The 26,328-nt window shown below is 72.3% G+C and carries 28 protein-coding genes; 21 read left to right on the top strand and 7 right to left on the bottom strand.

Annotated features, from left to right (window positions below; genetic code table 11):
- The first annotated feature begins 4 nt into the window (after positions 1–4).
- The 3 genes from leuD to ACFXMG_RS25205 all read left to right on the top strand — a co-directional run bounded on the left by leuD (position 5) and on the right by ACFXMG_RS25205 (position 1,772).
- Positions 5–598 (top strand): 3-isopropylmalate dehydratase small subunit, encoded by a 594-nt coding sequence (leuD, locus tag ACFXMG_RS25215; RefSeq protein ID WP_383824111.1) that lies wholly within the window; start codon positions 5–7, stop codon positions 596–598.
- A gap of 104 nt (positions 599–702) precedes the next feature.
- Positions 703–930, top strand: a complete 228-nt coding sequence (locus ACFXMG_RS25210; protein WP_383824114.1) for a hypothetical protein — start codon at positions 703–705, stop codon at positions 928–930.
- A gap of 143 nt (positions 931–1,073) precedes the next feature.
- Entirely contained in the window at positions 1,074–1,772 is a 699-nt protein-coding gene (locus ACFXMG_RS25205) for an HU family DNA-binding protein (RefSeq protein WP_384119652.1), read from the top strand.
- Between the two features lie 97 nt (positions 1,773–1,869).
- Here ACFXMG_RS25205 and ACFXMG_RS25200 read toward each other — a convergent pair whose 3' ends face one another.
- Positions 1,870–2,079 (bottom strand): hypothetical protein, encoded by a 210-nt coding sequence (locus ACFXMG_RS25200; RefSeq protein WP_383822791.1) that lies wholly within the window; start codon positions 2,077–2,079, stop codon positions 1,870–1,872.
- Between the two features lie 10 nt (positions 2,080–2,089).
- On the bottom strand, positions 2,090–2,737 hold the full coding sequence (cofC, locus tag ACFXMG_RS25195; RefSeq protein WP_383822793.1) for a 2-phospho-L-lactate guanylyltransferase: 648 nt from the start codon (positions 2,735–2,737) through the stop codon (positions 2,090–2,092).
- 128 nt (positions 2,738–2,865) lie between these two features.
- Between cofC and ACFXMG_RS25190 the strand changes: the two genes are divergently transcribed.
- The 3 genes from ACFXMG_RS25190 (at position 2,866) to ACFXMG_RS25180 (ending at position 5,852) form a co-directional block, all read left to right on the top strand.
- Complete coding sequence (locus ACFXMG_RS25190; protein WP_383822796.1) at positions 2,866–3,618, top strand: lysophospholipid acyltransferase family protein; 753 nt, start codon at positions 2,866–2,868, stop codon at positions 3,616–3,618.
- On the top strand, positions 3,615–4,616 hold the full coding sequence (locus ACFXMG_RS25185; RefSeq protein WP_383822799.1) for an NAD(P)H-dependent glycerol-3-phosphate dehydrogenase: 1,002 nt from the start codon (positions 3,615–3,617) through the stop codon (positions 4,614–4,616). Before ACFXMG_RS25190 ends, ACFXMG_RS25185 begins: the two co-directional genes overlap by 4 nt.
- A gap of 96 nt (positions 4,617–4,712) precedes the next feature.
- On the top strand, positions 4,713–5,852 hold the full coding sequence (locus tag ACFXMG_RS25180) for a D-alanine--D-alanine ligase family protein (RefSeq protein ID WP_383822801.1): 1,140 nt from the start codon (positions 4,713–4,715) through the stop codon (positions 5,850–5,852).
- 43 nt (positions 5,853–5,895) lie between these two features.
- On the opposite strand, the gene ACFXMG_RS25175 is transcribed toward ACFXMG_RS25180, so the two are convergent.
- Positions 5,896–6,384, bottom strand: coding sequence for a DUF3515 domain-containing protein (locus tag ACFXMG_RS25175; RefSeq protein WP_383822803.1), 489 nt, complete (start codon positions 6,382–6,384; stop codon positions 5,896–5,898).
- 20 nt (positions 6,385–6,404) lie between these two features.
- Positions 6,405–6,638, bottom strand: a complete 234-nt coding sequence (locus tag ACFXMG_RS25170; protein WP_030496958.1) for an Lrp/AsnC family transcriptional regulator — start codon at positions 6,636–6,638, stop codon at positions 6,405–6,407.
- 233 nt (positions 6,639–6,871) lie between these two features.
- Here ACFXMG_RS25170 and ACFXMG_RS25165 point away from each other — a divergent pair, with 233 nt between their 5' ends.
- On the top strand, positions 6,872–7,834 hold the full coding sequence (locus ACFXMG_RS25165; protein WP_360601787.1) for a thiamine-phosphate kinase: 963 nt from the start codon (positions 6,872–6,874) through the stop codon (positions 7,832–7,834).
- On the top strand, positions 7,831–8,631 hold the full coding sequence (thiD, locus tag ACFXMG_RS25160) for a bifunctional hydroxymethylpyrimidine kinase/phosphomethylpyrimidine kinase (RefSeq protein WP_383822807.1): 801 nt from the start codon (positions 7,831–7,833) through the stop codon (positions 8,629–8,631). The genes ACFXMG_RS25165 and thiD overlap by 4 nt, the downstream gene beginning before the upstream one ends.
- A 92-nt stretch (positions 8,632–8,723) precedes the next feature.
- On the opposite strand, the gene rpmB is transcribed toward thiD, so the two are convergent.
- Positions 8,724–8,909, bottom strand: a complete 186-nt coding sequence (rpmB, locus tag ACFXMG_RS25155; RefSeq protein WP_003957616.1) for a 50S ribosomal protein L28 — start codon at positions 8,907–8,909, stop codon at positions 8,724–8,726.
- Between the two features lie 232 nt (positions 8,910–9,141).
- Here rpmB and ACFXMG_RS25150 point away from each other — a divergent pair, with 232 nt between their 5' ends.
- The 9 genes from ACFXMG_RS25150 (at position 9,142) to mutM (ending at position 18,371) form a co-directional block, all read left to right on the top strand.
- A complete protein-coding gene (locus ACFXMG_RS25150) occupies positions 9,142–10,905 on the top strand; it encodes a DAK2 domain-containing protein (protein ID WP_383822811.1) in 1,764 nt (587 codons plus the stop codon).
- Between the two features lie 82 nt (positions 10,906–10,987).
- Entirely contained in the window at positions 10,988–13,195 is a 2,208-nt protein-coding gene (gene recG, locus ACFXMG_RS25145) for an ATP-dependent DNA helicase RecG (protein ID WP_383822813.1), read from the top strand.
- 68 nt (positions 13,196–13,263) lie between these two features.
- On the top strand, positions 13,264–13,845 hold the full coding sequence (rsmD, locus tag ACFXMG_RS25140) for a 16S rRNA (guanine(966)-N(2))-methyltransferase RsmD (RefSeq protein ID WP_383822816.1): 582 nt from the start codon (positions 13,264–13,266) through the stop codon (positions 13,843–13,845).
- 26 nt (positions 13,846–13,871) lie between these two features.
- Entirely contained in the window at positions 13,872–14,351 is a 480-nt protein-coding gene (gene coaD, locus ACFXMG_RS25135) for a pantetheine-phosphate adenylyltransferase (protein ID WP_383822935.1), read from the top strand.
- Positions 14,352–14,461: 110 nt separating this feature from the next.
- Positions 14,462–15,511 (top strand): ATP synthase F0 subunit B, encoded by a 1,050-nt coding sequence (locus tag ACFXMG_RS25130; RefSeq protein ID WP_383822819.1) that lies wholly within the window; start codon positions 14,462–14,464, stop codon positions 15,509–15,511.
- A gap of 62 nt (positions 15,512–15,573) precedes the next feature.
- A complete protein-coding gene (locus ACFXMG_RS25125; RefSeq protein WP_383822822.1) occupies positions 15,574–16,290 on the top strand; it encodes a YceD family protein in 717 nt (238 codons plus the stop codon).
- Between the two features lie 2 nt (positions 16,291–16,292).
- On the top strand, positions 16,293–16,466 hold the full coding sequence (gene rpmF, locus ACFXMG_RS25120; RefSeq protein WP_043229344.1) for a 50S ribosomal protein L32: 174 nt from the start codon (positions 16,293–16,295) through the stop codon (positions 16,464–16,466).
- A 20-nt stretch (positions 16,467–16,486) separates the two neighbouring features.
- The gene (gene rnc / locus ACFXMG_RS25115; protein WP_383822825.1) at positions 16,487–17,326 is read left to right on the top strand and encodes a ribonuclease III; all 840 of its coding nucleotides are present in this window, start codon (positions 16,487–16,489) and stop codon (positions 17,324–17,326) included.
- Positions 17,327–17,486: 160 nt separating this feature from the next.
- Positions 17,487–18,371: a bifunctional DNA-formamidopyrimidine glycosylase/DNA-(apurinic or apyrimidinic site) lyase gene (mutM, locus tag ACFXMG_RS25110; protein WP_383822828.1), complete on the top strand. Its 885-nt coding sequence runs from the start codon at positions 17,487–17,489 to the stop codon at positions 18,369–18,371.
- Here mutM and ACFXMG_RS25105 read toward each other — a convergent pair.
- A complete protein-coding gene (locus tag ACFXMG_RS25105; RefSeq protein ID WP_383822831.1) occupies positions 18,361–18,744 on the bottom strand; it encodes a winged helix-turn-helix transcriptional regulator in 384 nt (127 codons plus the stop codon). The two genes, mutM and ACFXMG_RS25105, sit on opposite strands and share 11 nt — an antisense overlap.
- Positions 18,745–18,818: 74 nt before the next feature.
- The gene (locus ACFXMG_RS25100) at positions 18,819–19,796 is read right to left on the bottom strand and encodes a CAP domain-containing protein (RefSeq protein WP_383822834.1); all 978 of its coding nucleotides are present in this window, start codon (positions 19,794–19,796) and stop codon (positions 18,819–18,821) included.
- 219 nt (positions 19,797–20,015) lie between these two features.
- On the opposite strand from ACFXMG_RS25100, the gene ACFXMG_RS25095 reads away from it, so the two are divergent.
- From ACFXMG_RS25095 to ACFXMG_RS25080, 4 genes are all read left to right on the top strand, one after another.
- Positions 20,016–20,297 (top strand): acylphosphatase, encoded by a 282-nt coding sequence (locus tag ACFXMG_RS25095; RefSeq protein ID WP_383822836.1) that lies wholly within the window; start codon positions 20,016–20,018, stop codon positions 20,295–20,297.
- 421 nt (positions 20,298–20,718) lie between these two features.
- Positions 20,719–20,934: a hypothetical protein gene (locus tag ACFXMG_RS25090; protein WP_043229353.1), complete on the top strand. Its 216-nt coding sequence runs from the start codon at positions 20,719–20,721 to the stop codon at positions 20,932–20,934.
- A 169-nt stretch (positions 20,935–21,103) separates the two neighbouring features.
- The gene (gene smc, locus ACFXMG_RS25085) at positions 21,104–24,664 is read left to right on the top strand and encodes a chromosome segregation protein SMC (protein WP_383822841.1); all 3,561 of its coding nucleotides are present in this window, start codon (positions 21,104–21,106) and stop codon (positions 24,662–24,664) included.
- A gap of 204 nt (positions 24,665–24,868) precedes the next feature.
- Positions 24,869–26,302: a sugar porter family MFS transporter gene (locus ACFXMG_RS25080; RefSeq protein ID WP_383822844.1), complete on the top strand. Its 1,434-nt coding sequence runs from the start codon at positions 24,869–24,871 to the stop codon at positions 26,300–26,302.
- The last annotated feature ends 26 nt before the right edge of the window (positions 26,303–26,328 follow it).

The raw sequence follows: 26,328 nt of genomic DNA, 5'->3' as shown, positions 1-26,328 counted from the left end.
AACCATGGAAGCTTTCACCCACCACACCGGCCGGGCCGTCCCGCTGCGCCGCAGCAACGTCGACACCGACCAGATCATCCCCGCGCACTGGCTGAAGAAGGTCACCCGCGACGGCTTCGAGGACGGGCTCTTCGAGGCGTGGCGCAAGGACTCCGAGTTCGTCCTCAACCGCCCCGAGCGGCAGGGCGCCACGGTCCTGGTGGCCGGCCCCGACTTCGGCACCGGCTCCTCCCGCGAGCACGCCGTCTGGGCGCTCCAGAACTACGGCTTCAAGACGGTCATCTCGGCCCGCTTCGCCGACATCTTCCGCGGCAACTCGCTGAAGAACGGTCTGCTGACCGTGGTCCTGCCCCAGGCGACCGTCGACGCCCTCTGGGAGCTGACCGAGGCCGACCCCACCGCCGAGATCACCGTCGACCTGGAGTCCCGCAAGGTCCTGGCGGCCGGGATCGACGCCGACTTCGAGCTCGACGAGAACGCCCGCTGGCGGCTCCTGAACGGCCTCGACGACATCAGCCTCACCCTTCAGAACGAAGCCGACATCGCGGCCTACGAGGCGGCCAGGCCGTCCTTCAAGCCCCGTACAATTACGGCCTGAGCAGCGCTTTTCCAAGACTGCGCCCCCCACCCTCCGGTGGGGGGCGCAGTCGCTTGTTGAGACCCTGTCGGGCGACAACTCGCCCTAGATGGCACAATCGGTGCATGGAACGCGACAACCAACTCGAGCTCTACGAGGAAGTCGCCGCCCGATTGAAGGAAGCGCACTCCCGAGTGCGCGCACTGCAAGTCCCGGAGGGCGTAAGGATGGCGCTGTCCCGGAAGCTGCTGGTCGTCACGGCCGCGGCGAAGCACGATCTCGCGGACGCGGCAACGCGTCTGGACCGGTTGATGAAGGACCTCGATGAGGGCCGATTCCCTGAAGACGACTGACACCAGGAACTCCGCAACGGCACTTCCGCGTTGCGGCACAAGGGTGATTAGGCCGTTTCGTGTTTGATTTGCGGTATATACATGCCTAACGTGCGAAAACGCTAGAACAGTTTCGTTCCGGCAAAGTCTCCGAAGGGGAAGACGTGAACAAGGCGCAGCTCGTAGAAGCGATTGCCGACAAGTTGGGCGGTCGCCAGCAGGCCGCCGAAGCCGTCGACCACGTGCTCGACGCCATCGTGCGCGCCGTGGTCTCCGGCGACCGGGTCTCGGTGACGGGCTTCGGCTCGTTCGAGAAGGTCGACCGCCCGGCCCGCTACGCCCGCAACCCGCAGACGGGTGAGCGCGTGCGGGTCAAGAAGACCTCCGTTCCGCGCTTCCGCGCGGGTCAGGGCTTCAAGGACCTGGTCAGCGGCTCGAAGAAGCTCCCCAAGGGCGGCGAGGTCTCCGTCAAGAAGGCCCCCAAGGGCAGCCTGACCGGCGGCGCCTCCGCCACCGTGAAGAAGGCCGTCGCCAAGAAGGCCACCACGGCCAAGAAGGCCGCCGCCAAGAAGGCCACGCCGGCCAAGAAGACCACCGCCGCCGCCGCGAAGAAGGCGACCCCGGCGAAGAAGACCACCACCGCGGCCGCGAAGAAGACCTCGGCCGCCACCAAGAAGACGGCGGCGGCCGCCAAGAAGACCACCACCGCCGCCGCCAAGAAGGCCACCACGGCCACCACGGCCAAGAAGGCCGCCGCCAAGAAGACCGCCCCGGCCAAGAAGGCCACGGCGAAGAAGGCGCCCGCCAAGAAGACCACGGCGCGCAAGACCGCCACGGCCAAGAAGGCCGCCGCCAAGAAGTAGGACGGTCACCGCACGTCCGCCGGGCCGGGCTCCCGCACGGGAGCCCGGCCCGCGGCGCGTGCGCGCGGACCCGGCGGTACGGGACCGGGGGAGCGACTCAGAAGGTCTGCAACGTCACCAGGGTGATCCGCAGGCCCGCGCCCGAGGTGCCGGGCTCCGCCTCGATCCGCACGCGCTGCCCCGGCCGGAGCAGCCGCAGCCCGCCCGCGTCGAACGCGTCCGCCCCGAAATCCACCGGGGTGCCGTCGTCGAGCAGCACACTGCCGCTGCGGTTCTCGGGGTCGTACGTGTACGCGGTCGCCTGCATGGACCGCAGCCTATCCGGCCGCCGCCGGCCGCCGGGCCGCCGTCCGCGGGCCGAGCCCCAGGGCCCCCGCCGCCGCCAGATCCTCGCCGGTGTCCACGTCCCGGCGGACGGAATCCACCCCGGCCAGCGTGATTTCCACCGCTCCCGACGACAAATGCCGCAGCCGCGACGGACCCCCGAAAGCCGGTTCCAATTCCACCCCCGGTGCCGCCGAGAGGAATGTCGTACCTATTTCGGCGGCATCCGCGAGAAATGCCCTCGGGAATTGCCGGGCCACCGCCAGGACCCGCGCCAGCTCCACCGGACGCAGCGCCGGAAGATCCGCGTTCAACGCCGCCACGCGCGCGTGCGGCCGCCGCTCCCGCACCGCCCGGGCCCCGTGCGCCAGCGCCGCGTTGAGCCCCGCCGCCGGGGAGTCCGGCACGATGAGGGCCCCCAGCGCCGCCAGCGCCCGGCCCGCCGCCGGATCGTCCGTGACCACCACCACGTCCCGTACCTCCGGGCAGTCCAGCGCCGCCGCCACGGTGTCCTCGGCGAAGGCCAGGGCCAGCCGGGGGCGCAGCAGCTCCCCGGCGGAGGGCGCCAGCCGGCTCTTCGCCAGGGCCAGGGGTTTCAGGGGTACGACCAGGGACCAGCCGTCGTCCGCATCCGTGTTCATCGCCGACCATTCTGTCCCGCCCCGGCGGTACGGCCCCGGCCCCGGGGCGTACGGTGTCCTCGACAGAGCAGGAGCATGGGGCGACACTTGACCCCCTGCCAGCAAGACACCGGAGAAAGGTGCCCCGAGTGCCCCGCCGCAGAATCGGCTTCTGGTACCGCCTCGCGGCGGTCATCGCCAAACCCCCCCTGGTGGTTCTGTTCAAGAGGGACTGGCGCGGCACGGAGCACATCCCGGCCGACGGCGGCTTCATCACCGCGGTCAACCACAACTCCTACCTGGACCCGCTCTCCTACGCGCATTACCAGTACAACACCGGCCGAGTGCCCCGCTTCCTGGCCAAGGCCGGCCTCTTCAAGGCCGGATTCGTCGGCACGATGCTCCGCAACACCGGGCAGATCCCCGTCTACCGCGAGACCACCGACGCCCTGGACGCCTTCCGCGCCGCCGTCGAGGCCATCGAGCGGGGCGAGTGCGTCGCCTTCTACCCCGAGGGCACCCTCACCCGCGACCCCGACATGTGGCCCATGCACGGCAAGACCGGCGCCGCCCGCGTCGCGCTGCTCACCAAGGCGCCCGTCATCCCGGTGGCCCAGTGGGGCGCCAACCTCGCGATGCCGCCGTACGCCAAGACGGACAAGTTCCGGCTCTTCCCGCGCAAGACGCTCATCGTGCAGGCCGGCCCGCCCGTCGACCTCTCCCGCTTCGACGGCCTGGAGCCCACCCCCGAGGTGCTGCGCGAGGCCACCGAGACGATCATGGCGGCCATCACCGCCCTGCTGGCGGAGGTCCGCGGCGAGCAGGCCCCCGCGGAGCCGTACGACCCGCGCCGCGCCCGCCTGGAGCAGCGCCGCAAGGCCGCCGAGGGAGGCGCCAAGTGACCAAGGCCGCCGTCTTCGGCAACGGTTCCTGGGGCACCGCCTTCGCCATGGTGATGGCCGACGCGGGCTGCGAGGTGAGCCTCTGGGGCCGCCGCCCCGCGCTCGCCGAGACCATCAACGCCACCCGTACCAACCCGGACTACCTGCCCGGCATCGAACTCCCCCGGGGCATCACGGCCACCGCGGACGCGGCCGAGGCCGCCGAGGGAGCCGACTTCGCCGTCCTGGTCATCCCCTCCCAGACCCTGCGCGAGAACCTCGCCGCCTGGGCGCCGAAGCTCGGCCCCGACACCGTGCTCGTCTCCCTGATGAAGGGCATCGAACTCGGCACCGCCAAGCGGATGAGCGAGGTCATCACCGAGGTCGCCGACGTCCCCGCCGAGCGCGTGGCCGTCCTCACCGGCCCCAACCTGGCCCGCGAGATCGCCGCCCGGCAGCCCGCCGCCGCCGTCGCCGCCTGCGTCGACGAGTCGGTCGCCCAGCGGCTCCAGGCCGCCTGCATGACCCCGTACTTCCGCCCGTACACCAACACCGACGTCGTCGGCTGCGAGCTCGGCGGCGCGGTGAAGAACGTCATCGGCCTCGCCGTCGGCATCGCCAACGGCATGGGCCTCGGCGACAACTCCAAGGCCACGCTCATCACCCGCGGCCTCGCCGAGACCACCCGCCTCGGCCTCGCCATGGGCGCCGACCCGCTCACCTTCTCCGGCCTCGCGGGCCTCGGCGACCTCGTCGCCACCTGCTCCTCGCCGCTCTCCCGGAACAACACCTTCGGCACCAACCTGGGCCGCGGGATGACCCTCCAGGAGGCCGTCGCGGCCACCAAGCAGACCGCCGAGGGCGTCAAGTCCTGCGAGTCGGTGCTCGATCTGGCCCGCCGGCACGGCGTCGACATGCCCATCACCGAGACCGTCGTCTCCATCGTCCACGACGGCAAGCCGCCGACGGTCGCGCTCAAGGAGCTCATGTCGCGCAGCGCCAAGCCCGAAAGGCGCTGAGCCGAAGACGCTGAGCCAAAGCCGCTGAGCCGGACGCGGGAGGCCGTCAGCGGGGCGCTCAGGAGTTCGGACACCGCAAGGTACGCTCAACGCGATATGAGCGAGAACACCCAGAGCCCCCGCAAGCCGCGCGTGGCCGTCGTCTTCGGCGGACGCAGCTCGGAGCACGCCATCTCCGTCGTCACCGCCGGCGCCGTCCTCAAGGCGATCGACCGGACCAAGTACGACGTGCTTCCCATCGGCATCACCAGGGAGGGGCGCTGGGCGCTGACCGCCGACGCCCCCGAGCGGATGGCGATCGCCGAGCGCTCCCTGCCGGACGTCGCCCAGCTCGCCGAGTCGGAGACCGGCGGCGTGGTCATCCCCGTCGACCCGGCGGACCGCGAGGTCGTCCTCCACGAGCCCGGCAGCCTGCCGCAGGCCCTCGGCCAGGTCGACGTCGTCTTCCCCATGCTCCACGGCCCGTACGGCGAGGACGGCACCCTCCAGGGCCTCCTGGAGCTCTCCGGCATCCCGTACGTCGGCGCGGGCGTCCTCGCCTCCGCGGTCGGCCAGGACAAGGAGTACATGAAGCGGGTCTTCGTCTCCTACGGCCTGCCGGTCGGCCCGTACGAGGTGATCCGGCCGCGCGAGTGGGACCGCAACCCGGCCGAGGCCCGCAAGAAGATCGTCGAGTTCGCCGCCGACCACGGCTGGCCGCTCTTCGTGAAGCCGGCCCGCGGCGGCTCCTCCGTCGGCATCACCAAGGTCGACGACCTCTCCGGCCTCGACGAGGCCGTCGAGGAGGCCCGCCGCTACGACCCGAAGATCATCGTGGAGGCGCTGGTGCGCGGCCGCGAGATCGAGTGCGGCGTCCTGGAGTTCGAGGACGGCCCGCGCGCCAGCGTGCCCGCCGAGATCCCGCCGGTCACCGACCACGACTTCTACGACTTCGAGGCCAAGTACATCGACTCGGCCTCCGGTCTGGTGCCCGCCCCCATCGGCGACGAGGCCACCGCCGAGGTCCAGCGCCTGGCCGTCGCCGCCTACGAGGCGGTCTCCTGCGAGGGCCTGGTCCGCGCCGACTTCTTCCTCACCGAGGACGGCGACTTCGTCATCAACGAGATCAACACCATGCCCGGCTTCACCCCGATCTCCATGTACCCGCGCATGTGGCAGGAGAGCGGCGTGAGCTACCCCGAGCTCGTCGACCGGCTCGTCCAGGCCGCGCTGACCCGCTCCACGGGCCTGCGCTAGCCGACGGCCGGGGCCCTCGCCTCCGGGACCCGGAGGCAAGGGCCTAACGGCACTCCGGCTCCAGGGCGCAGGGCACCGAGCGGTCCACCGGGGCGGCCAGATCGACCAGCGGCGCGATGTCGTGGGCGTACCGCTCGTCCAGGGCGATCTCGACGTACGTCTCGCGGTACACCGAGGTGAAACGGGGTCCGCCGCCCTCCGTCCGCTCCAGCATCCAGCGGACGCGCTCGGCGGAGACGGCCTGCGCCTGCGGATCGCTCATCTTTTCGGGCCGGGGGACCCCGCAGCGCAGTACGATCGCACCGTCACCCCAGCCGGCGGTCAGCTCCGAGTCGGGGGACGGATCGCTCCGCTCCTGCCCCGCCACGGTGTCCGGGAGCTCCTTCGCCAGCGCACGGCAGAGCGCCGCCTCCGCCGCGGGCGGTGACGGCACCGGTACCGACGCCTGGGCGTCGGCGGAGCAGCCGGTGACGGCCAGCAGCAGGACGGCGGCCGAGACGGGCAGGCCGAGAGGCCGGTGGGAAGAAGTCACCGGCCAAGCGTAGACGGGGGCTACAGATGGACGACCGGGCAGGTCAGGGTGCGGGTGATGCCGTCCACCTGCTGGACCTTCGCGACCACCATGCGGCCGAGCTCGTCGACCGTGTCGGCCTGCGCCCGCACGATCACGTCGTACGGTCCGGTCACGTCCTCTGCCTGGATCACCCCCGGGATCTTGGCGATGGTGTCGGCGACGGTCGACGCCTTGCCCACCTCGGTCTGAATCAGGATGTACGCCTGTACCACGGAACCTCCAGGGCGGCCACGAGGATCTTGTGGGAGAAAGAGACGCCACGGTACCGCGTTGCCGGAAGCCGCGGGGAGTCCCGCGCCTACCGGGGCGCCCGGGGTGTGGCGTACACAGGACAGAAGTTGACGGTCAACTTGACGGTACCCAGCACGGTGACGGCCCGCGACCCGCGGCGCGCACGGACGCTCCGCCGACCGCCGGCCGGCACGACGACACGAGGTGAGACGCGGTGAAGGGCACAGTCGGAGAACTGGGCGAGTTCGGGCTCATCAGAGAGCTCACGTCCCGGCTCACCTCCACCCCGGCGGTACGGATCGGGCCCGGCGACGACGCCGCCGTGGTCTCCGCCCCGGACCGGCGCGTGGTGGCCAGCACGGACATCCTGCTCGAAGGACGGCACTTCCGCCGCGACTGGTCGACGGCGTACGACGTCGGCCGCAAGGCCGCCGCGCAGAACCTCGCCGACATCGCCGCCATGGGCGCGGTCCCCACCGCCCTCCTCCTCGGCCTCGTCGTCCCCGCCGAGCTCCCGGTCACCTGGCCCACGGAACTCATGGACGGACTGCGCGACGAATGTCAGGTCGCGGGCGCGGCCGTGGTCGGCGGAGACGTCGTCCGCGGCGACACGATCATGGTCTCCATCACCGCCCTCGGCGACCTCCGCAACGCCGACCCGGTCACCCGGGGCGGCGCCCAGCCCGGCGACGTCGTCGCCTACACCGGCTGGCTCGGCTGGTCCGCCGCCGGCTACGCGGTCCTCTCCCGGGGCTTCCGCTCCCCCCGCGCCTTCGTCGAGGCGCACCGCCGGCCCGAACCGCCCTACCACGCGGGTCCGGCCGCCGCCGGGCTCGGCGCCACCGCCATGTGCGACGTCAGCGACGGCCTCATCGCCGACCTCGGCCACATCGCCGAGGCCAGCAACGTCCGCATCGACCTGCGCTCCGGACTCATCGACATCCCCGGCCAGATGCACGACATCGGCCAGGCCGTCGGCGTCGACCCGCTCCAGTGGGTCCTCACCGGAGGTGAGGACCACGCGATCGTCGCCACCTTCCCGCCGGACGTGAAGCTGCCCGCGCGCTGGAAGGTCATCGGCGAGGTCATCGCCCCCTCCGCGCTGCCCCAGGTGACCGTCGACGGCGCCCCCTGGCACAGCACCGGCGGCTGGGACCACTTCGGGGAGACCGAGTGAGCCCCGCACCGCCGCTCGTCCTGACCGTCGCCGGATCCGACTCCGGCGGCGGCGCGGGCATCCAGGCCGACCTCAAGACCATGCTCGCCCTCGGCGTCCACGGCATGAGCGTCCTCACCGCCGTCACCGCGCAGAACTCGCGGGGCGTGCGGGGCGTCTGGGAGCTTCCCGAGGAGGCGGTCCGCGCCCAGTACCGGGCCGTCGTCGACGACATCGGCGTCCACGCGGTCAAGACCGGCATGCTCGCCACCGCCCCGCTCGTCGAGACCGTCGCCGAACTCCTCGCGGGCACGGACGTGCCCGTGGTCGTGGACCCGGTCGGCGTCTCCAAGCACGGTGACTCGCTGCTCGCGGCCAGCGCCCTGGAGTCCGTACGGAACCGGCTGCTGCCGACCGCGACCGTCGCCACGCCCAACCTGGACGAGGTGACGCAGCTCACCGGCGTGCACGTCGTGTACGAGAGCGACATGAGGAACGCCGCCGAGGGCGTCCTGTCGTACGGGCCGGAGTGGGTCCTGATCAAGGGCGGCCACCTGCCCACCGGCCGCGAGGCGGTGGACCTGCTCACCGACGGCACCGAGGAACACTGGCTGCGCGCCCCCCGTCACGACAACCGGCACACCCATGGCACCGGCTGCACCCTCGCCTCGGCCATCGCGTCCGGGCTCGCCAAGGGCCTCCCGGTCCCGGAGGCCGTACGGGAGGCGAAGGCGTACGTCACCGGGGCGATCGCCGCCGGATTCTCCCTGGGGGAGGGCATCGGGCCCGTCGACCACGCGTGGGAACTGCGCCGCTGAAAGTCCCCGGGCACGGCAAGAGGCCGGTTCACCGAGGTGAACCGGCCTCTCAAGGCAACCGCAGGGGCTGCGCTACGACTGAAACGTCGCGATTAGCGCGAGACCTTGCCGGCCTTGATGCACGAGGTGCAGACGTTGAGCCGCTTCGGCGTCCGACCGACCACGGCACGCACACGCTGGATGTTCGGGTTCCAGCGACGAGACGTACGGCGGTGCGAGTGCGAAATGTTGTTGCCGAAGCCCGGCCCCTTGCCGCAGACGTCGCAGTTGGCAGCCACGGGTCACTCCAAAGACTTCAGATTTACAGTGAGATCCGGCGCACCGGAATCAGGAGTCTGAAGTGGCTTGCCGGGGATGGCCCGGCGAGTGCCGGGCAACCGAAGCAGCATACAACGACTGCCTCGGTGGAACGAAACTACCACGGTCCGGTCCGACCCTCTCCCGGCCCCCCGGGCCAGGGAGACCCCCGTCTACCCTGCGGTGAGCCGCACCGCCCAAGGAGGACCCCCGTTGTCGCGAGCCCCGCAGCCCTTCGACCACGCCGTCCGGAGTGACGAGCGTCTCGTCCTCGACGCCGAGGCGGTCCGGGCCTGGAGCGCGCGGACGGCCGAGGCACTCGGGCGGGAGCGGGCCGCGATCGACGCCATCAACGTCTACCCGGTCGCCGACGGGGACACCGGCACCAACCTGTACCTGACCGCGGACGCCGCCCACCGGGCCGTCGAGGCCGTCTTCACCGCCCCCGGAGCCTCCGGCACCTCCGCCCCCGACACCACCGACGCCGTCCGCGCCATGGCCCACGGAGCGCTCCTCGGCGCCCGCGGCAACTCCGGCACCATCCTGTCCCAGCTGCTGCGCGGCATGGCCGGGGTGCTCGCGGAGGGCGCCGACGGCGACCACCTCGCCCGCGCCCTCGACGACGCGGCCGCCTCCGCCCGCGCGGCCGTCGCCCACCCCGAGGAGGGCACCATCCTCACCGTCGCGGCCGCCGCCGCGGCCTCCTGCGCGACCGGCGGAACCCTCCCGGACGTGGCCAGGAGGGCCTACGACGGGGCCAGGACGGCCCTGGAGGCCACCCCCGGCCAGCTGGCCGTGCTCGGCCGCGCGGGGGTCGTGGACGCCGGTGGGCAGGGCCTGGTGGCCGTCCTCGGCGCGCTGGTGGAGACGGTGACCGGCCGGGCGCCGGAACCGCTGCCGCCGTCCCCGGTGGTACGGGCCCTGCCCGTCGTCCCGGGAGAGCCCTGCGGCCCCGACGACACGGGCCCCGGCTACGAGGTGCTGTACCTCCTGGAGGCCGAGGACGCCGCCGTCGAACTCCTCAGGGCCCGGCTCGACGCCCTCGGCGACTCCCTCGTCGTCGTCGGCGGCGACGGGCTCTGGAACGTCCACGTGCACGTCGACGACGCGGGCGCCGCCGTCGAGGCCGGGATCGAGGCGGGGCGGCCGCACCGGATCCGCGTCACCCACTTCGCGAGCACGGCACACGCGCACGCGCATGTGCCTGTGGCCGCCCCCGCCTCCGCGCCGGGCGGCGGTCACGCGGCCGAAGCCCCCGGAGCGGCCGGAGCGGCCGGAGCACCGGGAACGCCCGCCCACGCGCGCGAGGAACGGGCCCCGCGCGCCGTCGTCGCCGTCCTCCCCGGCGAAGGACTCGCCGTGCTCTGCGCCGAGGCCGGCGCCACCACCGTCCAGGCCAGGCCCGGCGAACCGCCCGCCGGGGACGAACTCCTCGCCGCCGTCCGCCGCGCCCACGCGCGCGAGGTGGTCCTCCTGCCCAACGACACCGACCTGCGCGCGGCCGCCGCGTCCGCCGCCGAACGGGCCCGCGCCGAGGGCATCCGGGTCGCCCTCATCCCCACCCGGGCCGCCGTCCAGGGCATCGCCGCCCTCGCCGTCCACGAACCCGAGCGCAGCTTCGACGAGGACGTCGTCGCCATGACCGCCGCCGCCGGCGCCACCCGCTACGCCGAACTCGCCGTCGCCGAACGCCAGTCCTTCACCAGCGCCGGCGTCTGCCAGGCCGGCGACGTCCTCGGCCTCATCGAGGGCGACGTCGCCGTCATCGGAGAGGACCTCACCGACACCGCCCGCACGGTCCTCGACCGGATGCTCCAGGCCGGCGGCGAACTCGTCACCCTCGTCGTCGCCGACAGCGCCCCGCCCGGCCTCGCCGACACCCTCGAAGCCCACGTCCGGCGCGGCTACCTGGCCGTCGACACCGTCACGTACCACGCGGGCGAAGGCGCCCCGCCGCTCCTCATCGGCGTCGAATAGCCACGCGTGGCCACGCGTGGCGGGGCCGCTCCGGGCGCGTTGTCCACAGGCATCGCCCCGACTGTCGGCGTCGTGGTGTGCAATGGAACACGTGCCCGCGCTCGACGAACCCCTCAAGAAGTCACTCGGCCCCGCCACCGCCAAGGTCATGGCCGAGGCCCTCGACCTGCACACGGTCGGGGACCTCCTCCACCACTACCCCCGGCGGTACGCGGAGCGGGGCGAGCTGACCACGCTCTCCGACCTGCCGCTCGACGAGCACGTCACGGTCGTCGCCCAGGTCGCGGACGCCCGCGTCCACACCTTCAACGGCGCCAAGGGCCGCAGCCAGCGCCTCGAAGTGACCATCACCGACGGGTACGGCCGGCTCCAGCTGGTCTTCTTCGGCAAGGGCGTCCACAAGCCCCACCACGACCTGGTGCCCGGCACGCGCGCGATGTTCTCCGGCAAGGTCTCGCTCTTCAACCGGCGCCTCCAGCTCGCCCACCCCGCCTACGAACTCCTGCGCGGCGACGGCGACGTGGCGGTGGACGCCTGGGCCGGCGCCCTCATCCCGATCTACCCGGCCACCACCAAACTGGAGTCCTGGAAGATCGCCAAGGCCGTCGACGCCGTCCTGCCGAGCGCCGTCGACGCCGTCGACCCGCTCCCGCCCGCCCTCCGCGAGGGCCGCGGCCTCGCCGAACTCCCCGACGCCCTCCGCCTGATCCACCGCCCCCGCACCAAGGCCGACGTCGCCGCCGCCCGCGAACGCCTCAAGTGGGACGAGGCGTTCGTCCTCCAGGTGGCCCTCGCCCGCCGCCGCCACGCCGACACCCAACTCCCCGCCGTCCCCCGCCGCCCCGCCGAGAACGGCATCCTCACCGCCTTCGACGCCACCCTCCCCTTCACCCTCACCGAAGGCCAGCGCAAGGTCTCCAAGGAGATCTTCGACGACCTCGCCACCGACCACCCCATGCACCGCCTCCTCCAGGGCGAGGTCGGCTCGGGCAAGACGTTGGTGGCGCTGCGGGCCATGCTCGCCGTCGTCGATGCCGGGGGGCAGGCCGCGATGCTCGCGCCCACCGAGGTGCTGGCTCAGCAGCATCATCGGTCGGTCACCGAGATGATGGGGGAGCTGGCCGAGGGGGGCATGCTCGGTGGGGCCGAGCGGGCGACCAAGGTGGTGGTGCTCACCGGGTCCATGGGGGCCGCCGGGCGGCGGCAGGCGCTGCTCGACCTGGTGACCGGGGAGGCGGGGATCGTCATCGGGACGCACGCGCTCATCGAGGACAAGGTGCAGTTCCACGACCTGGGGCTTGTCGTCGTCGACGAGCAGCACCGGTTCGGCGTCGAGCAGCGCGACGCGCTGCGGGGCAAGGGGAAGCAGCCTCCGCATCTGCTGGTCATGACCGCCACCCCGATCCCGCGGACCGTCGCCATGACCGTCTTCGGCGACCTGGAGACCTCCGTCCTCGACCAGCTCCCCGCCGGACGCTCCCCGATCGCCAGCCACGTCGTCCCCGCCGCCGACAAGCCGCACTTCCTCACGCGCGCGTGGGAGCGGGTCCGCGAGGAGGTGGAGAACGGCCACCAGGCGTACGTCGTCTGCCCCCGCATCGGCGACGACGTCGACCAGGCGGCCGAGAAGAAGGGCGCCAAGCGGAAGCCCTCCGCCGAGGACGAGGCCGAGAAGCGGCCCCCGCTCGCCGTCCTCGACGTCGCCGAGAAGCTCTCCGCCGGACCCCTCGCCGGGCTCCGCGTCGCCGTCCTGCACGGGCGCATGCACCCCGACGACAAGGACGACGTCATGCGCCGCTTCGCCGCCGGCGAGCTCGACGTCCTCGTCGCCACCACCGTCATCGAGGTCGGGGTCAACGTCCCCAACGCCACCGCCATGGTGATCATGGACGCCGACCGCTTCGGCGTCTCCCAGCTCCACCAGCTCCGCGGCCGCGTCGGCCGAGGCTCCGCCCCCGGCCTCTGCCTCCTCGTCAGCGAGATGCCCGAGGCCGGCCCGGCCCGGCAGCGCCTCGCCGCCGTCGCCGCCACCCTCGACGGCTTCGAGCTCTCCCGCATCGACCTCGAACAGCGCCGCGAGGGCGACGTCCTCGGCCAGGCGCAGTCCGGCGTCCGCTCCTCCCTGCGGGTCCTCGCCGTCATCGAGGACGAGGAGGTCATCGCCGCCGCCCGCGAGGAGGCCACCGCCCTCGTCCTCGCCGACCCCGACCTCGACGCCCACCCGGGACTCCGCACCGCCCTGGACGCCCTGCTGAGCGAGGAGCGGGAGGAGTACCTGGAGAAGGGCTGACCGCGCCCCCGGCCCGTACGGCCATATCCTGGGGCGTACGCACTGGACGACGCAGGACGAGGAAACCGATGACCCGCGTGATCGCCGGCACCGCCGGCGGACGGCGCCTGGCCGTGCCCCCGGGCACCGGCACCCGCCCCACCTCCGACCGGGCGCGCGAGGGCCTCTTCTCCACCTGGGAGGCGCTCCACGGCATCGAGGGCGCCCGGGTCGCCGACCTGTACGCCGGCTCCGGAGCCGTCGGCCTGGAGGCGCTGTCCCGCGGCGCCGTCCACGCCCTCCTCGTCGAGGCCGACGCCCGCGCCTCCCGCACCGTCCGGGAGAACGTGTCGGCGCTCGGCCTGCCCGGCGCCGAGGCCCGGACCGGCAAGGCCGAGCAGATCGTCACCGGACCGGCCCCGGCCGAGCCGTACGACCTGGTCTTCCTCGACCCGCCCTACGCGGTCGCCGACGAGGAACTGCGGGAGATCCTCCTCACACTGCGCTCGGGGGGCTGGCTGAGCGAGGATGCCGTCGTCACCGTGGAGCGCAGCACCCGAGGCGGCTCCTTCGGCTGGCCGGACGGCTTCGAACCACTGCGGTCCCGTCGCTACGGCGAGGGAACGTTTTGGTACGGTCGCGCCGCCTCTACGTGCGAAGACGCACGATGACCGGACCGGAGAGCGAGGGAACCAGGTTGCGCCGCGCCGTCTGTCCGGGGTCGTTCGACCCCATCACCAACGGACATCTCGACATCATCGCCCGCGCCTCCAAGCTGTACGACGTCGTGCACGTCGCGGTGATGATCAATCAGTCCAAGCAGGGCCTGTTCGCGGTCGAGGAGCGGATCGAGCTGATCCGCGAGGTCACCGCCGACTTCGGCAACGTCGAGGTGGAGTCCTTCCACGGCCTGCTCGTCGACTTCTGCAAGCAGCGCGACATCCCCGCCATCGTCAAGGGGCTGCGCGCGGTCAGCGACTTCGACTACGAGCTCCAGATGGCCCAGATGAACATCGGCCTGTCGGGCGTCGAGACGCTGTTCGTGCCCACCAACCCCACGTACAGCTTCCTGTCGTCCTCGCTGGTCAAGGAGGTCGCGGCCTGGGGCGGCGACGTCTCCCACCTGGTGCCCCCCGCGGTCCTCGGCCGGCTGACCGAGCGGCTCCGCGGGAAGTGACGCGCGGCCACCACCGCTGACACTCCGTCACCTGGTGTCGGACGGGCCACGACTGCCCTTACAGTCGTCCCGTCCGTCTCCATCCAGCTGTAGAGAGTGGCGAGCACCCGGTGGACGTGCAGAAGAAGCTCGACGAGATCGTCGCGACCGTACAAGGCGCCCGCTCGATGCCCATGTCGGCCTCCTGTGTGGTCAACCGCGCCGATCTGCTCGCCCTCCTCGACGAGGTGCGGGACGCCCTGCCGAACTCCCTCGCCCAGGCCCAGGAGCTCATCGGCGGACGCGAGCAGATGGTCGAGCACGCGCGCCAGGAGGCCGAGCGGATCATCGAGGCCGCCCACGCCGAGCGCGGCACGATCGTCTCCGACACCCAGATCGCCCGGCTCTCCCAGGAGGAGGCCGACCGGATCCTCTCCGAGGCCCGCCGCGAGGCCGAGGAGGTCAAGGCCGAGGCCGACGAGTACGTCGACTCCAAGCTCGCCAACTTCGAGGTCGTCCTCAACAAGACCATCGGCTCCGTCGACCGGGGCCGCGAGAAGCTCCTCGGCCGCGGCCCGGGCCTGGACGAGCACGGGTACGCCGACGAGGACGCCCCCGAGTACAGCGCGGACCCGCAGACCCTGATCTCCCGCGCCGACGAGTACGTGGACGCCAAGCTCGGCGCCTTCGAGGCGGTCCTCTCCAAGACCCTGGAGGCCGTCGGCCGCGGCCGGCAGAAGCTGCACGGCCGGATCGCCACCGACGCCCTCGGCGAGCACATGGCCGCCCAGGACGGCCTCGGCCACTCCGTGCACACCAGCGACGCCGACTACCTCGCCGGCCTCGCGGAGCTCGCCGACCCGGAGCCGGTCGCCCCCCTGCCGCCCGTGGCCGCCCCCGCCCCGGTCGCCGCGCAGATCCCCGCCCAGCAGGACCCCTACGGCTACCAGCAGCAGCCTCAGCAGGTGGATCCGTACGGCTACCAGCAGCAGGACCCGTACGCGTACCAGCAGCAGCCCCAGCAGGTGGACCCGTACGGCTACCAGCAGCAGGACCCCTACGCGTACCAGCAGCAGCCGCAGGTCCAGCCGCAGCCGGCCGCGCTCGACGAGACCAGCTTCTTCGACACGAGCATGATCGACCTGGAGCAGCTGCGCCGGTACGAGCAGGGCCAGCAGTAGCCGGAAGGGCCGGATTGGGCCCTGGGCGAAGCGTCCAGTATCCTGGCTCTTCGGTCGCGTGTATGTCCGCGATCCATGCTGCCCGCGAACGGCAGCCCCCTGAGACTTGCGACGCGAACGATCCGAAAGCAGGAAGAACCCTGAGCACGCGCCTCGACCACCGCAACCCCCTCGTGTTCGACACACACGAGCTGGGGCGGCGTCCCGGTGCCCTCCAGCGGATCTCCCGCACGGTCGACGCGCCCGCCGACCTCGGCGTCGCCGGGGTCGTCGGAGTGCCCGAGGGCGCTCCGGTGGAGATCGAGCTCCGACTCGAGTCGGTCATGGAAGGGGTGCTTGTCACAGGCACCGCCCGTGCATCGGCCGAGGGGGAGTGCGTAAGGTGTCTGGAGCCCGTCGAGCTGGAGCTCGACGCGGACTTCCAGGAGATGTTCTCGTACCCCGACTCCGACGACCGGGGCCGCGTCAAAGCGGTCGCGGACGACGAGGAGGATGAAGACGAGAGCATGATCCCCCTCGAGGACGGCATGTTCGACCTCGAACCTGTGCTGCGTGACGCCGTGGTGCTCGCTCTGCCGATGCAGCCGGTGTGCCGGGAGGACTGTGCGGGTCTGTGTTCCGAATGCGGAATCAACCTGAACGACCACCCGGACCACCACCACGACGCCACCGACATCCGTTGGGCGGCACTGCAGGAACTCGCCGGTTCACTGGGAGCCGACGAGAAAGACAACATGAGCGACGCCGCTACCGGTGTCGACGAGAAGCAGGAGAAGTAGCCGTGGCTGTTCCGAAGCGGAAGATGTCGCGCAGCAACACGCGCCACCGCCGGTCGCAGTGGAAGGCTGCGGTCCCCACCCTGGTTTCGTGTGAGCGTTGCCAGGAGCCGAAGCTCCAGCACATCGCGTGCCCGAGCTGCGGCACCTACAACAAGCGCCAGGTCCTCGCGGTCTGAGCGGGCTGGTGAGAGGCACGATGTCTGACAACATCAACAGCGCCTCGTCCCACACGCTTCTGGAAGGGCGGCTCGGGTATCACCTCGAGTCCGCCCTTCTGGTGCGTGCGCTGACCCACCGCTCGTACGCGTACGAGAACGGCGGTCTGCCCACCAACGAGCGGCTGGAGTTCCTCGGGGACTCCGTGCTCGGCCTGGTGGTCACCGACACCCTCTACCGCACCCACCCCGATCTGCCCGAAGGCCAGCTGGCCAAGCTTCGGGCCGCGGTGGTCAACTCGCGTGCGCTGGCGGACGTCGGGCGTGGTCTCGACCTGGGCTCCTTCATCCGGCTCGGCCGGGGTGAAGAGGGCACGGGCGGCCGGGACAAGGCATCCATCCTCGCCGACACCCTCGAAGCGGTGATCGGCGCGGTCTATCTCGACCAGGGCCTCGACGCGGCGTCCGAGCTGGTGCACCGGCTCTTCGACCCGCTGATCGAGAAGTCCTCGAACCTCGGTGCCGGCCTGGACTGGAAGACCAGTCTCCAGGAACTCACCGCGGCCGAGGGGCTCGGCGTTCCGGAGTACCTCGTCTCCGAGGAGGGCCCGGACCACGAGAAGACCTTCACTGCTGCCGCCCGCGTCGGTGGTGTCTCGTACGGCACCGGCACCGGCCGCAGCAAGAAGGAGGCGGAGCAGCAGGCCGCCGAGTCCGCGTGGCGCGCGATCCGCGCGGCCGCGGACGAGCGGGCGGCGGCGGCCAAGGCCGCTGCCGACGCCGGTGAGACCGGTGTGCCTGGTGCGACCGGTGAATCCGGTGCTTCCGGTGCTGCCGGTGAGCAGGACGGGAAGGACGGGGCCGCACCGGCCACCGCCTGACCGCTCCCCGCACCGGCCACCGCCCGCATCCTTCAGCGGAAGACCCACCGCCCGCCCCCGCCAGGGGCGGGCGGAGCCGTTTCCGGGCGGGCCCGGCCGGTCCGGCCCCGGGCGGTAGGCTGCGAGGACCACCACCCCGTACCCCCTCCGGAGGAGTCCCGTGCCCGAGCTGCCCGAGGTCGAGGTCGTCCGGCGCGGACTGGAGCGCTGGGTCGCCGGCCGGACCGTGGCCGGCGTCGAGGTGCTCCACCCCCGGGCCGTACGACGTCACCCCGCGGGCGGCGAGGACTTCGCGGCCCGGCTGACGGGACAGCGTTTCGAGCCGGCTCGGCGCCGGGGCAAGTACCTGTGGCTGCCGCTCGCCGGCACCGGCACCTCGGTCCTCGGCCACCTCGGGATGAGCGGGCAGCTCCTGGTGCAGCCGGAGGCCGCTCCGAGCGAGAAGCACCTGCGCATCCGGATCCGCTTCACGCCGTCCGACAGCGACTCCGTCGCGGGTGTCGCCGGTACGGAGCTCCGCTTCGTCGACCAGCGCACCTTCGGCGGGCTCTCGCTCCACGACCAGACCCCGGACGGGCTGCCGGACGTCATCGGGCACATCGCCCGCGACCCGCTGGACCCCGCCTTCGACGACGCCGCCTTCCAGGCCGCGCTCCGGCTGCGGCGGACCACGATCAAGCGGGCGCTCCTCGACCAGTCGCTGATCAGCGGGGTCGGCAACATCTACGCCGACGAGGCGCTGTGGCGGGCGGGGCTGCACTACGACCGGCCGACCGCCACCCTCACCCGCCCGCGCTCGGCCGAGCTCCTCGGCCACGTCCGCGACGTGATGAACGAGGCGCTCGCGGCCGGCGGCACCAGTTTCGACAGCCTCTACGTGAACGTGAACGGCGAGTCCGGCTACTTCGACCGCTCGCTCGATGCGTACGGGCGCGAGGACGAGCCCTGCCGCCGCTGCGGGACGCCGATGCGCCGCCGCGCCTGGATGAACCGTTCCAGCTACTTCTGCCCGCGCTGCCAGCGCCCGCCGCGCGTCAGCCCGTGACGGGGGCGCGCTCGGAGTCGTACGCCTCCCTGGCCGCGACGACCTCCGGCATCCGCCCCTCGACCAGCGCGATCAGGCCGACGAGCCGCTCGGCGACGTCCCGCCCGAGCGGGGTCAGCCGGTAGTCGACGCGGGGCGGATTGACCGGCTGCGCCTCGCGGTGCACCAGCCCGTCGCGCTCCAGCGCGTGCAGCGTCTGCGCGAGCATCTTCTCGCTGACGCCGTCGACCCGCCGCCGCAGTTCGTTGAAGCGGAAGGAGCCCTCGTACAGGGCTCCCAGGGTGAGGCTGCCCCACCGCCCCGTGACGTGCTCCAGCGTCACCCGCGAGGCACACCCCCGCGCGAACACGTCAAAGGCGAGATCGTCGGTCATGGAGCCCACGGTACGCGCGCCGCCCGCTCACCACCAGACCGCGCTTTCGGAAAGTGAGCGTGCCCGCCTAGGGCTCAGCGGCCGAAGTCCTGGGTCCACCAGGGGCCGCCGTCGGCGAAGTGGACGCCGACGCCGAGGGTGGTGAAGTCGCAGTTCAGGATGTTGGCGCGGTGGCCGTCGCTGTTCATCCAGGAGACCACCACGGAGGTCGCGTCGACCTGGCCGCGGGCGATGTTCTCGGCGCCGAGGTTGGCGATGCCGGCGGCCTGGGCGCGGGTCCAGGGGGTGGCGCCGTCGGGGTCGGTGTGGTCGAAGAAGTTCCGTGCGGCCATGTCGGCGCTCAGGGCGCCGGCGAGCTGGGCGAGGCTGTCCGAGGGCTGGAGCGGGGAGCAGCCCACCTTGCCGCGCTCGACGTTCACCAGGCGCAGCACCCCGGCCTCGGCCGCGTCCGCGCGGTCGGCGGTGGAGCCCGCGGCCGTCGTCTCCTCGTCCGGTTCCTGAGTGGTGGGCGCGGGCGCCGGGGCGGCGGCCTTGGTGGTGGCCGGGGCCTTCGACGGCTTGGGCTTCGGCGTGGGTATCAGCTTCGGCTTCGGCTTGGCCGTGGTGGTGGTGGGCGCCGGGGCCTGGGTGCGCGTCTTCGACGGCGTGGGGGAGGGGGTCGCGCTCTTCGTGGGGGTGGGCGTGGGCTTCGGGGAGGCCGAGGCGGAGGCCGTCGACTTCTTCGGGGCCGGCGCGCTCCTGCCCGTGGCGGCCGACTTCTCCGCCGGGGTGCGGGTCGCCCCGGCGCCCTGGGTGGTCAGCTCCGGGGTCTGGCGGGTCTCGGCGGTGGTCGGACGGCTGCTGCCCACGCTGCCGGTGGTGAGGGTCTCCCCGCCGGGGAGGAGGCCCGAGGCGACCGCGACGGCGCCGACGGCGACCGCCGCCGAGGCCCCGAGCAGTCCGTTGCGGACGGGGTGGCGGCGCTTGCGGCGCGTACCCCCGTGACCGCGGTCGGTGCCGGTCGCGTAGTCTGCCCCGGCGGGCGCGGCGCCGGAGCGACGGTGGCGTCCCATCTGCCTGCCTCCTGAGCTGGCTCTGTGCTGGATCCCGACGGGATCGTGCTGGATCTTTGCGGCCTTTGCTTTCGGTATGGATCTCCGCAGAGCGTGACGCTGCGTACTGGCGACCGAGAGACGTGCACCCGTGTGGGTGAGGCGCATTCCGACGGACTGTACGCCATGGCAAGCCGCCGCGACGTGCTGTTCGGGCAATCCGCCCGCTAGCGTGCAGCCATGAGTGACGACGTACGGATGACCGCCTGGGTGCGCGGACGGGTACAGGGAGTGGGCTTCCGCTGGTTCACCAGGGCAAACGCTCTGGAGATCGGCGAGCTCACCGGCTTCGCCCTGAACCTCGACGACGGCCGGGTCCAGGTGGTGGCCGAGGGCCCGAGTGACAATTGCCACCGCCTTCTCGACTGGCTGCGGACCGGGGACACGCCCGGCCGCGTGGACGGTGTCACCGAGATATGGGGCACGATCCGCGGCGGCTACGACGGCTTCGCGATCCGCTGACCCCGCCCCCCGAGCCCTCCGCCGGCCCTCCCTCCGGACGCCCTCCACAGGCACCGGGAGGAGGGCCGGTCCGGGCCGGGTTTCGGGCGGGTGAACAGGAGAAGAGCCTGGTGGTTGCCAAGATTCGACACTCGTGCAAGGCTTCCCGGGTAAGGATGATCGTCAACGCCCCGGGGCAACGGGTCGAGAGGCGCCGCCGCGTACGAAGCGGCCGCGAACTCCCCGTGTGCCACGCCGATCGGGGCGTGATCGTGTTGACCGTCAAACTTTTTGGTGAGACTCTGGAAGCCCCGCGCACCTTAGCTGTGTGGCAGTAGAACACCGGCACGACTCAGGTACTGCCGAGCACCGCGGGTGCGAATCCATCCCTCACGACCCACACCGCAATCGGTCGGTCACTCAGTGTGGAGGACCACTCATCATGGCAAAGGCGCTTCTCGGTTACGTCGGCGGCTCCGACCCGCGACTCCTCGCCGAGATGCGACGGCTCCAGCAGCGCGTCCAGGATCTGGAATCCGAGCTCGTACGGATCCAGACCGAGAACGACGCGCTCGCCGCTGCCGCCGCTCACCAGGGCGAGTCGCTGCTCGACCGCATCGACCTCGACGTACCCCAGGCGGAGCCTGCGCTCACCTGACACCCAGCCCCGAAGGGCTCAGGTGGGAACAGCTGAATAGGCAAGGGGCGCTTCGGCGTCCCTTCTTTTCTTGCCCCCCGCGTCTCCCCCTCGTCACACCCCTTCCTCACCCGAGGTCTGCCCTGCGCGATCACGGGCGAAACGCGACACCCCGGGTAGAGTCCCGGGGGTGCACCTCAAGGCCCTGACGCTCCGCGGATTCAAGTCGTTCGCCTCCGCCACCACGCTGAGGTTCGAACCCGGAATCACCTGCGTCGTCGGCCCCAACGGCTCCGGGAAGTCCAACGTCGTCGACGCGCTCTCCTGGGTCATGGGCGAACAGGGCGCCAAGTCGCTGCGCGGCGGCAAGATGGAGGACGTCATCTTCGCCGGCACCACCGGGCGGCCCCCGCTCGGCCGCGCCGAGGTCTCGCTCACCATCGACAACTCCGACGGCGCCCTGCCCATCGACTACGCCGAGGTGACGATCACCCGGATCATGTTCCGGGGCGGCAGCAGCGAGTACCAGATCAACGGCGACACCTGCCGGCTCCTCGACATCCAGGACCTCCTCTCCGACTCCGGCATCGGCCGCGAGATGCACGTCATCGTCGGCCAGGGACAGCTCGACTCCGTCCTGCACGCCGACCCGATGGGCCGCCGCGCCTTCATCGAGGAGGCCGCGGGCGTCCTCAAGCACCGCAAGCGCAAGGAGAAGGCGCTGCGGAAGCTCGACGCGATGCAGGCCAACCTCGCGCGCGTGCAGGACCTCACCGACGAACTGCGCCGCCAGCTCAAACCGCTCGGCCGGCAGGCCGCCGTCGCCCGCCGCGCCGTCGTCATCCAGGCCGACCTGCGCGACGCCCGCCTCCGCCTCCTCGCCGACGACCTCGTCCGCCACCAGCGCGCCCTGCACGCCGAACTCGCCGACGAGGCCGCCCTCCTCGCCCGCAAGGAGGCCACCGAGGAGGAGCTGCGCGCCGCGCTCGCCCGCGAGGCCGCGCTGGAGGCCGAGGTCCGCGCCCTCGCCCCGCGCCTGGAGCGCGCCCAGCAGAGCTGGTACGCCCTCTCCCAGCTCGCCGAACGCGTCCGCGGCACCGTCTCCCTCGCCGACGCGCGCGTGAAGAGCGCCACCGACGCCCCCGCCGAGGAGCGGCGCGGCCGCGACCCCGAGGACCTGGAGCGCGAGGCCGCCCGCGTCCGCGAACAGGAGGCCGAGCTGGAGGCCGCCCTGGAGGCCGCCGAACGGGCCCTGGAGGACACCGTCGACCACCGGGCCGAACTGGAACGGGCCCTCGCCGCCGAGGAGCGGCGCCTCAAGGACGCCGCCCGCGCCCTCGCCGACCGCCGAGAGGGCCTCGCCCGGCTGCACGGCCAGGTCAACGCCGCCCGCTCGCGCGCCGCCTCCGCCCAGGCCGAGATCGACCGGCTCACCGACGCCCGCGACGACGCCGCCGACCGGGCCGTCGCCGCACAGGAGGAGTACGAGCAGCTCAAGGCGGAGGTCGACGACCTCGACGCCGCCGACACCGCGCACGGCGAGCGGTACGAGGAGGCCCGCCGCGCCCTCGCCGACGCGGAGACCGCGCTGGGCGCCGCCCGCGAGGAGGCCGCCACCGCCGAGAGCCGCCGCGCCGCCACCCGCGCCCGGCACGACACCCTCGCGCTCGGGCTCCGCCGCAAGGACGGCACCGGCGCCCTGCTCACCGCCGGACTCGCCGGGATCCTCGGCCCGGCCGCCGAACTCCTCACCGTCACCCCCGGGTACGAGGTCCCCGTCGCCGCCGCGCTCGGCGCCGCCGCCGACGCCCTGGCCGCCGACGGACCCGCCGCCGCCGTGGAAGCCCTCCGCCTCCTCCGCAAACAGGACGCGGGCCGGGCCACCCTGATCCTCACGACGGAGGCCCCCGCCCCGGAGCCCCACCCCACCGAACCGGCCCTCCCCGCGGGCGCCGTGCTCGCCGCCGGGCTGGTCCGGGGGCCCGACGGGCTCGTCGGGGCGGTACGGCGGCTGCTCGACGGGGTCGTCGTGGTCGGGGGGCTCGACGAGGCGCTGGAGCTGGTGCGGACCCGGCCCGGACTCGTCGCCGTCACCGCCGAGGGCGATCTGCTCGGCGCGCATCACGCGCAGGGCGGCTCCGCCGGTGCGCCCAGCCTCCTCGAAGTGCAGGCGCAGGTCGACGAGGCCGCCGCCGAGCTGGCCGAACTGGCCGTCCGGTGCGAGCGGTCGGCGCTGGCCAAGGAGGAGACCGGCGAGCGCCGCCGGGCCGCCGCCGCGCGCGTCGAGGAGCTCGACGCCCTGAGGCGTACCGCCGAGAAGGAGAAGGCGTCCGTCGCCCAGGCCCTCGGACGGCTGGCCGGCCAGGCCAGGGGAGCGGCGGGCGAGGCCGAACGGACCGCCGCCGCCGTCGCCCGCGCCCAGGAGGCCCTGGAACGCGCGCGTGCCGAGGCCGAGGAGCTGGCCGAGCGGCTGCTCGTCGCCGAGGAGGCCCCGGCCGAGGAGGAGCCCGATACCTCCGTCCGCGACCGGCTCGCCATCGACGGCTCCAACGCCCGCCAGACCGAGATGGAGGCCCGCCTCCAGGTTCGCACCCACGAGGAGCGGGTCAAGGGCCTGGCCGGCCGGGCCGACTCCCTCGACCGGGCCGCCCGCGCCGAACGGGACGCACGCGCGCGTGCCGAGCAGCGCCGGGCCCGGCTCCGCCACGAGGCCCGGGTCGCGAGCGCGGTCGCCGCCGGAGCCCGTACCCTCCTCGCCCACATCGAGGTCTCGCTGGAGCGGGCCGAGCGCGAGCGCGCCGCGGCGGCCGCCGCCCGCGCCGACCGCGAGCAGGGCCTCGGCGCCGCCCGCGCCCGGGGCCGCGACCTCAAGGCCGAGCTCGACAAGCTCACCGACTCCGTCCACCGCGGCGAGGTCCTGGGCGCCGAGAAGCGGCTGCGGATCGAGCAGCTGGAGGCCAAGGCCCTGGAGGAGTTCGGGGTCGAGACGGGCGCGCTCACCGCCGAGTACGGCCCCGACCAGCCCGTGCCGCCGTCGCCGCCCGCCGAGGGCGAGACGCTGCCCGAGGACCCGGACGACCCCCGCAACCAGCCCCGCCCGTTCATCCGTTCGGAGCAGGAGAAGCGGCTGAAAGCGGCCGAGCGTGCCTTCCAGCAGCTCGGCAAGGTCAACCCGCTGGCCCTGGAGGAGTTCGCCGCCCTGGAGGACCGGCACCGCTTCCTCTCCGAGCAGCTGGAGGACCTGAAGAAGACCCGCGCCGATCTGCTTCAGGTCGTGAAGGAGGTCGACCAGCGGGTCGAGCAGGTCTTCACGGAGGCGTACCGGGACACCGCCCGCGAGTTCGAGGGAGTCTTCTCCCGGCTCTTCCCTGGCGGCGAGGGCCGGCTGGTGCTCACCGACCCCGACAACATGCTCACCACCGGCGTCGAGGTGGAGGCCCGGCCGCCGGGCAAGAAGGTCAAGCGGCTCTCGCTGCTCTCCGGCGGCGAGCGCTCGCTGACCGCCGTGGCGCTCCTGGTCTCGATCTTCAAGGCCCGGCCGAGCCCCTTCTACGTCATGGACGAGGTCGAGGCGGCGCTCGACGACACCAACCTCCAGCGCCTGATCCGGATCATGCGGGAGCTCCAGGAGTCCTCGCAGCTCATCGTGATCACCCACCAGAAGCGGACGATGGAGGTCGCGGACGCGCTGTACGGGGTGTCGATGCAGGGCGACGGTGTCTCGAAGGTGATCAGCCAGCGGCTCCGCTGAGCCGCGCTGACGCCATCACTTCTTCAAGCTGTGAACATCAACGGGTTTCAGACTGATTAAAAGTCATATGACATCGCCTCTTGACTTCAAAACTTGAACGCATAGTCTCTGCAACGTTGCTTTTACCTTCACGTGGTGGGCGGCGTGAAGGTGTGCGCCACTGGAAGCCATTGGAAGGGTTGTTCCCCCCACCGAGGAGTCCATGTGACCGACACCGCACAGGCCCCCACGCCGCCGCCTTCCGAAGGCAGGGCGGCGCACCCGGACCACCTCGGCCACGTCATCTTCATCACCGCCTCCGCCGCCATGGGCGGATTCCTCTTCGGCTACGACAGCTCCGTCATCAACGGCGCCGTCGAGGCCATCCGCGACCGCTACGACATCGGCTCCGCGACCCTCGCCCAGGTCATCGCCATCGCCCTGATCGGCTGCGCCATCGGCGCCGCGACCGCCGGCCGGATCGCCGACCGCATCGGCCGCATCCGCTGCATGCAGATCTCCGCGACCCTCTTCACCATCAGCGCCATCGGCTCCGCCCTGCCCTTCGCCCTCTGGGACCTGGCCTTCTGGCGGATCGTCGGCGGCTTCGCCATCGGCATGGCCTCCGTCATCGGCCCCGCCTACATCGCCGAGGTCGCCCCTGCCGCCTACCGCGGCCGCCTCGGCTCCTTCCAGCAGGCGGCCATCGTCATCGGCATCGCCATCTCCCAGCTCGTCAACTACGGCATCCTCCAGATCGCCGACGGCGACCAGCGCGGCGAGATCGGCGGCCTGGAGGCATGGCAGTGGATGCTCGGCGTGATGGTCGTCCCCGCCCTCCTCTACGGACTGCTCTCCTTCGCCATCCCCGAGTCCCCCCGCTTCCTCATCTCCGTGGGCAGGACCGAGCGCGCCAAGGAGGTGCTCGCCGAGGTCGAGGGCAAGGGCGTCGACCTCGACCACCGGGTCGCCGAGATCGAGAACGCCATGCGCAGCGAGCACAAGTCCACCTTCAAGGACCTGCTCGTCGCCGGCGGCCGCTTCCGCCTCCTGCCCATCGTCTGGGTCGGCATCGGGCTCTCCGTCTTCCAGCAGCTCGTCGGCATCAACGTCGCCTTCTACTACTCCTCGACGCTCTGGCAGTCCGTCGGCATCGACCCGTCGAGCTCGTTCTTCTACTCGTTCACCACATCGATCATCAACATCATCGGCACCGTGATCGCGATGGTCCTGGTCGACCGCGTCGGCCGCAAGCCGCTCGCCCTCGTCGGTTCCGTCGGCATGGCGATCGCCCTCGCCTTCGAGGCATGGGCCTTCTCCGCCGACCTCGTCGACGGCAAGCTCCCCGAGACCCAGGGCGTCGTCGCCCTCGTCGCCGCCCACGTCTTCGTGCTCTTCTTCGCCCTCTCCTGGGGCGTGGTCGTCTGGGTCTTCCTCGGCGAGATGTTCCCCAACCGGATCCGCGCCGCCGCCCTCGGCGTCGCCGCCTCCGCCCAGTGGATCGCCAACTGGGCCATCACCGCCAGCTTCCCGTCCCTGTCGGACTGGAACCTCTCCGGCACCTACGTCATCTACACGGTCTTCGCCGTGCTCTCGATCCCCTTCGTGCTCAAGTACGTCAAGGAGACCAAGGGCAAGGCGTTGGAGGAGATGGGCTAACTCCCCGCTGCCCCTCTCCTCACGAA

This window comes from Streptomyces sp. NPDC059201, assembly GCF_042754585.1.
In the GTDB taxonomy this organism is placed as follows: domain Bacteria; phylum Actinomycetota; class Actinomycetes; order Streptomycetales; family Streptomycetaceae; genus Streptomyces.
This window is presented reverse-complemented; position numbering and strand designations above follow the sequence as displayed.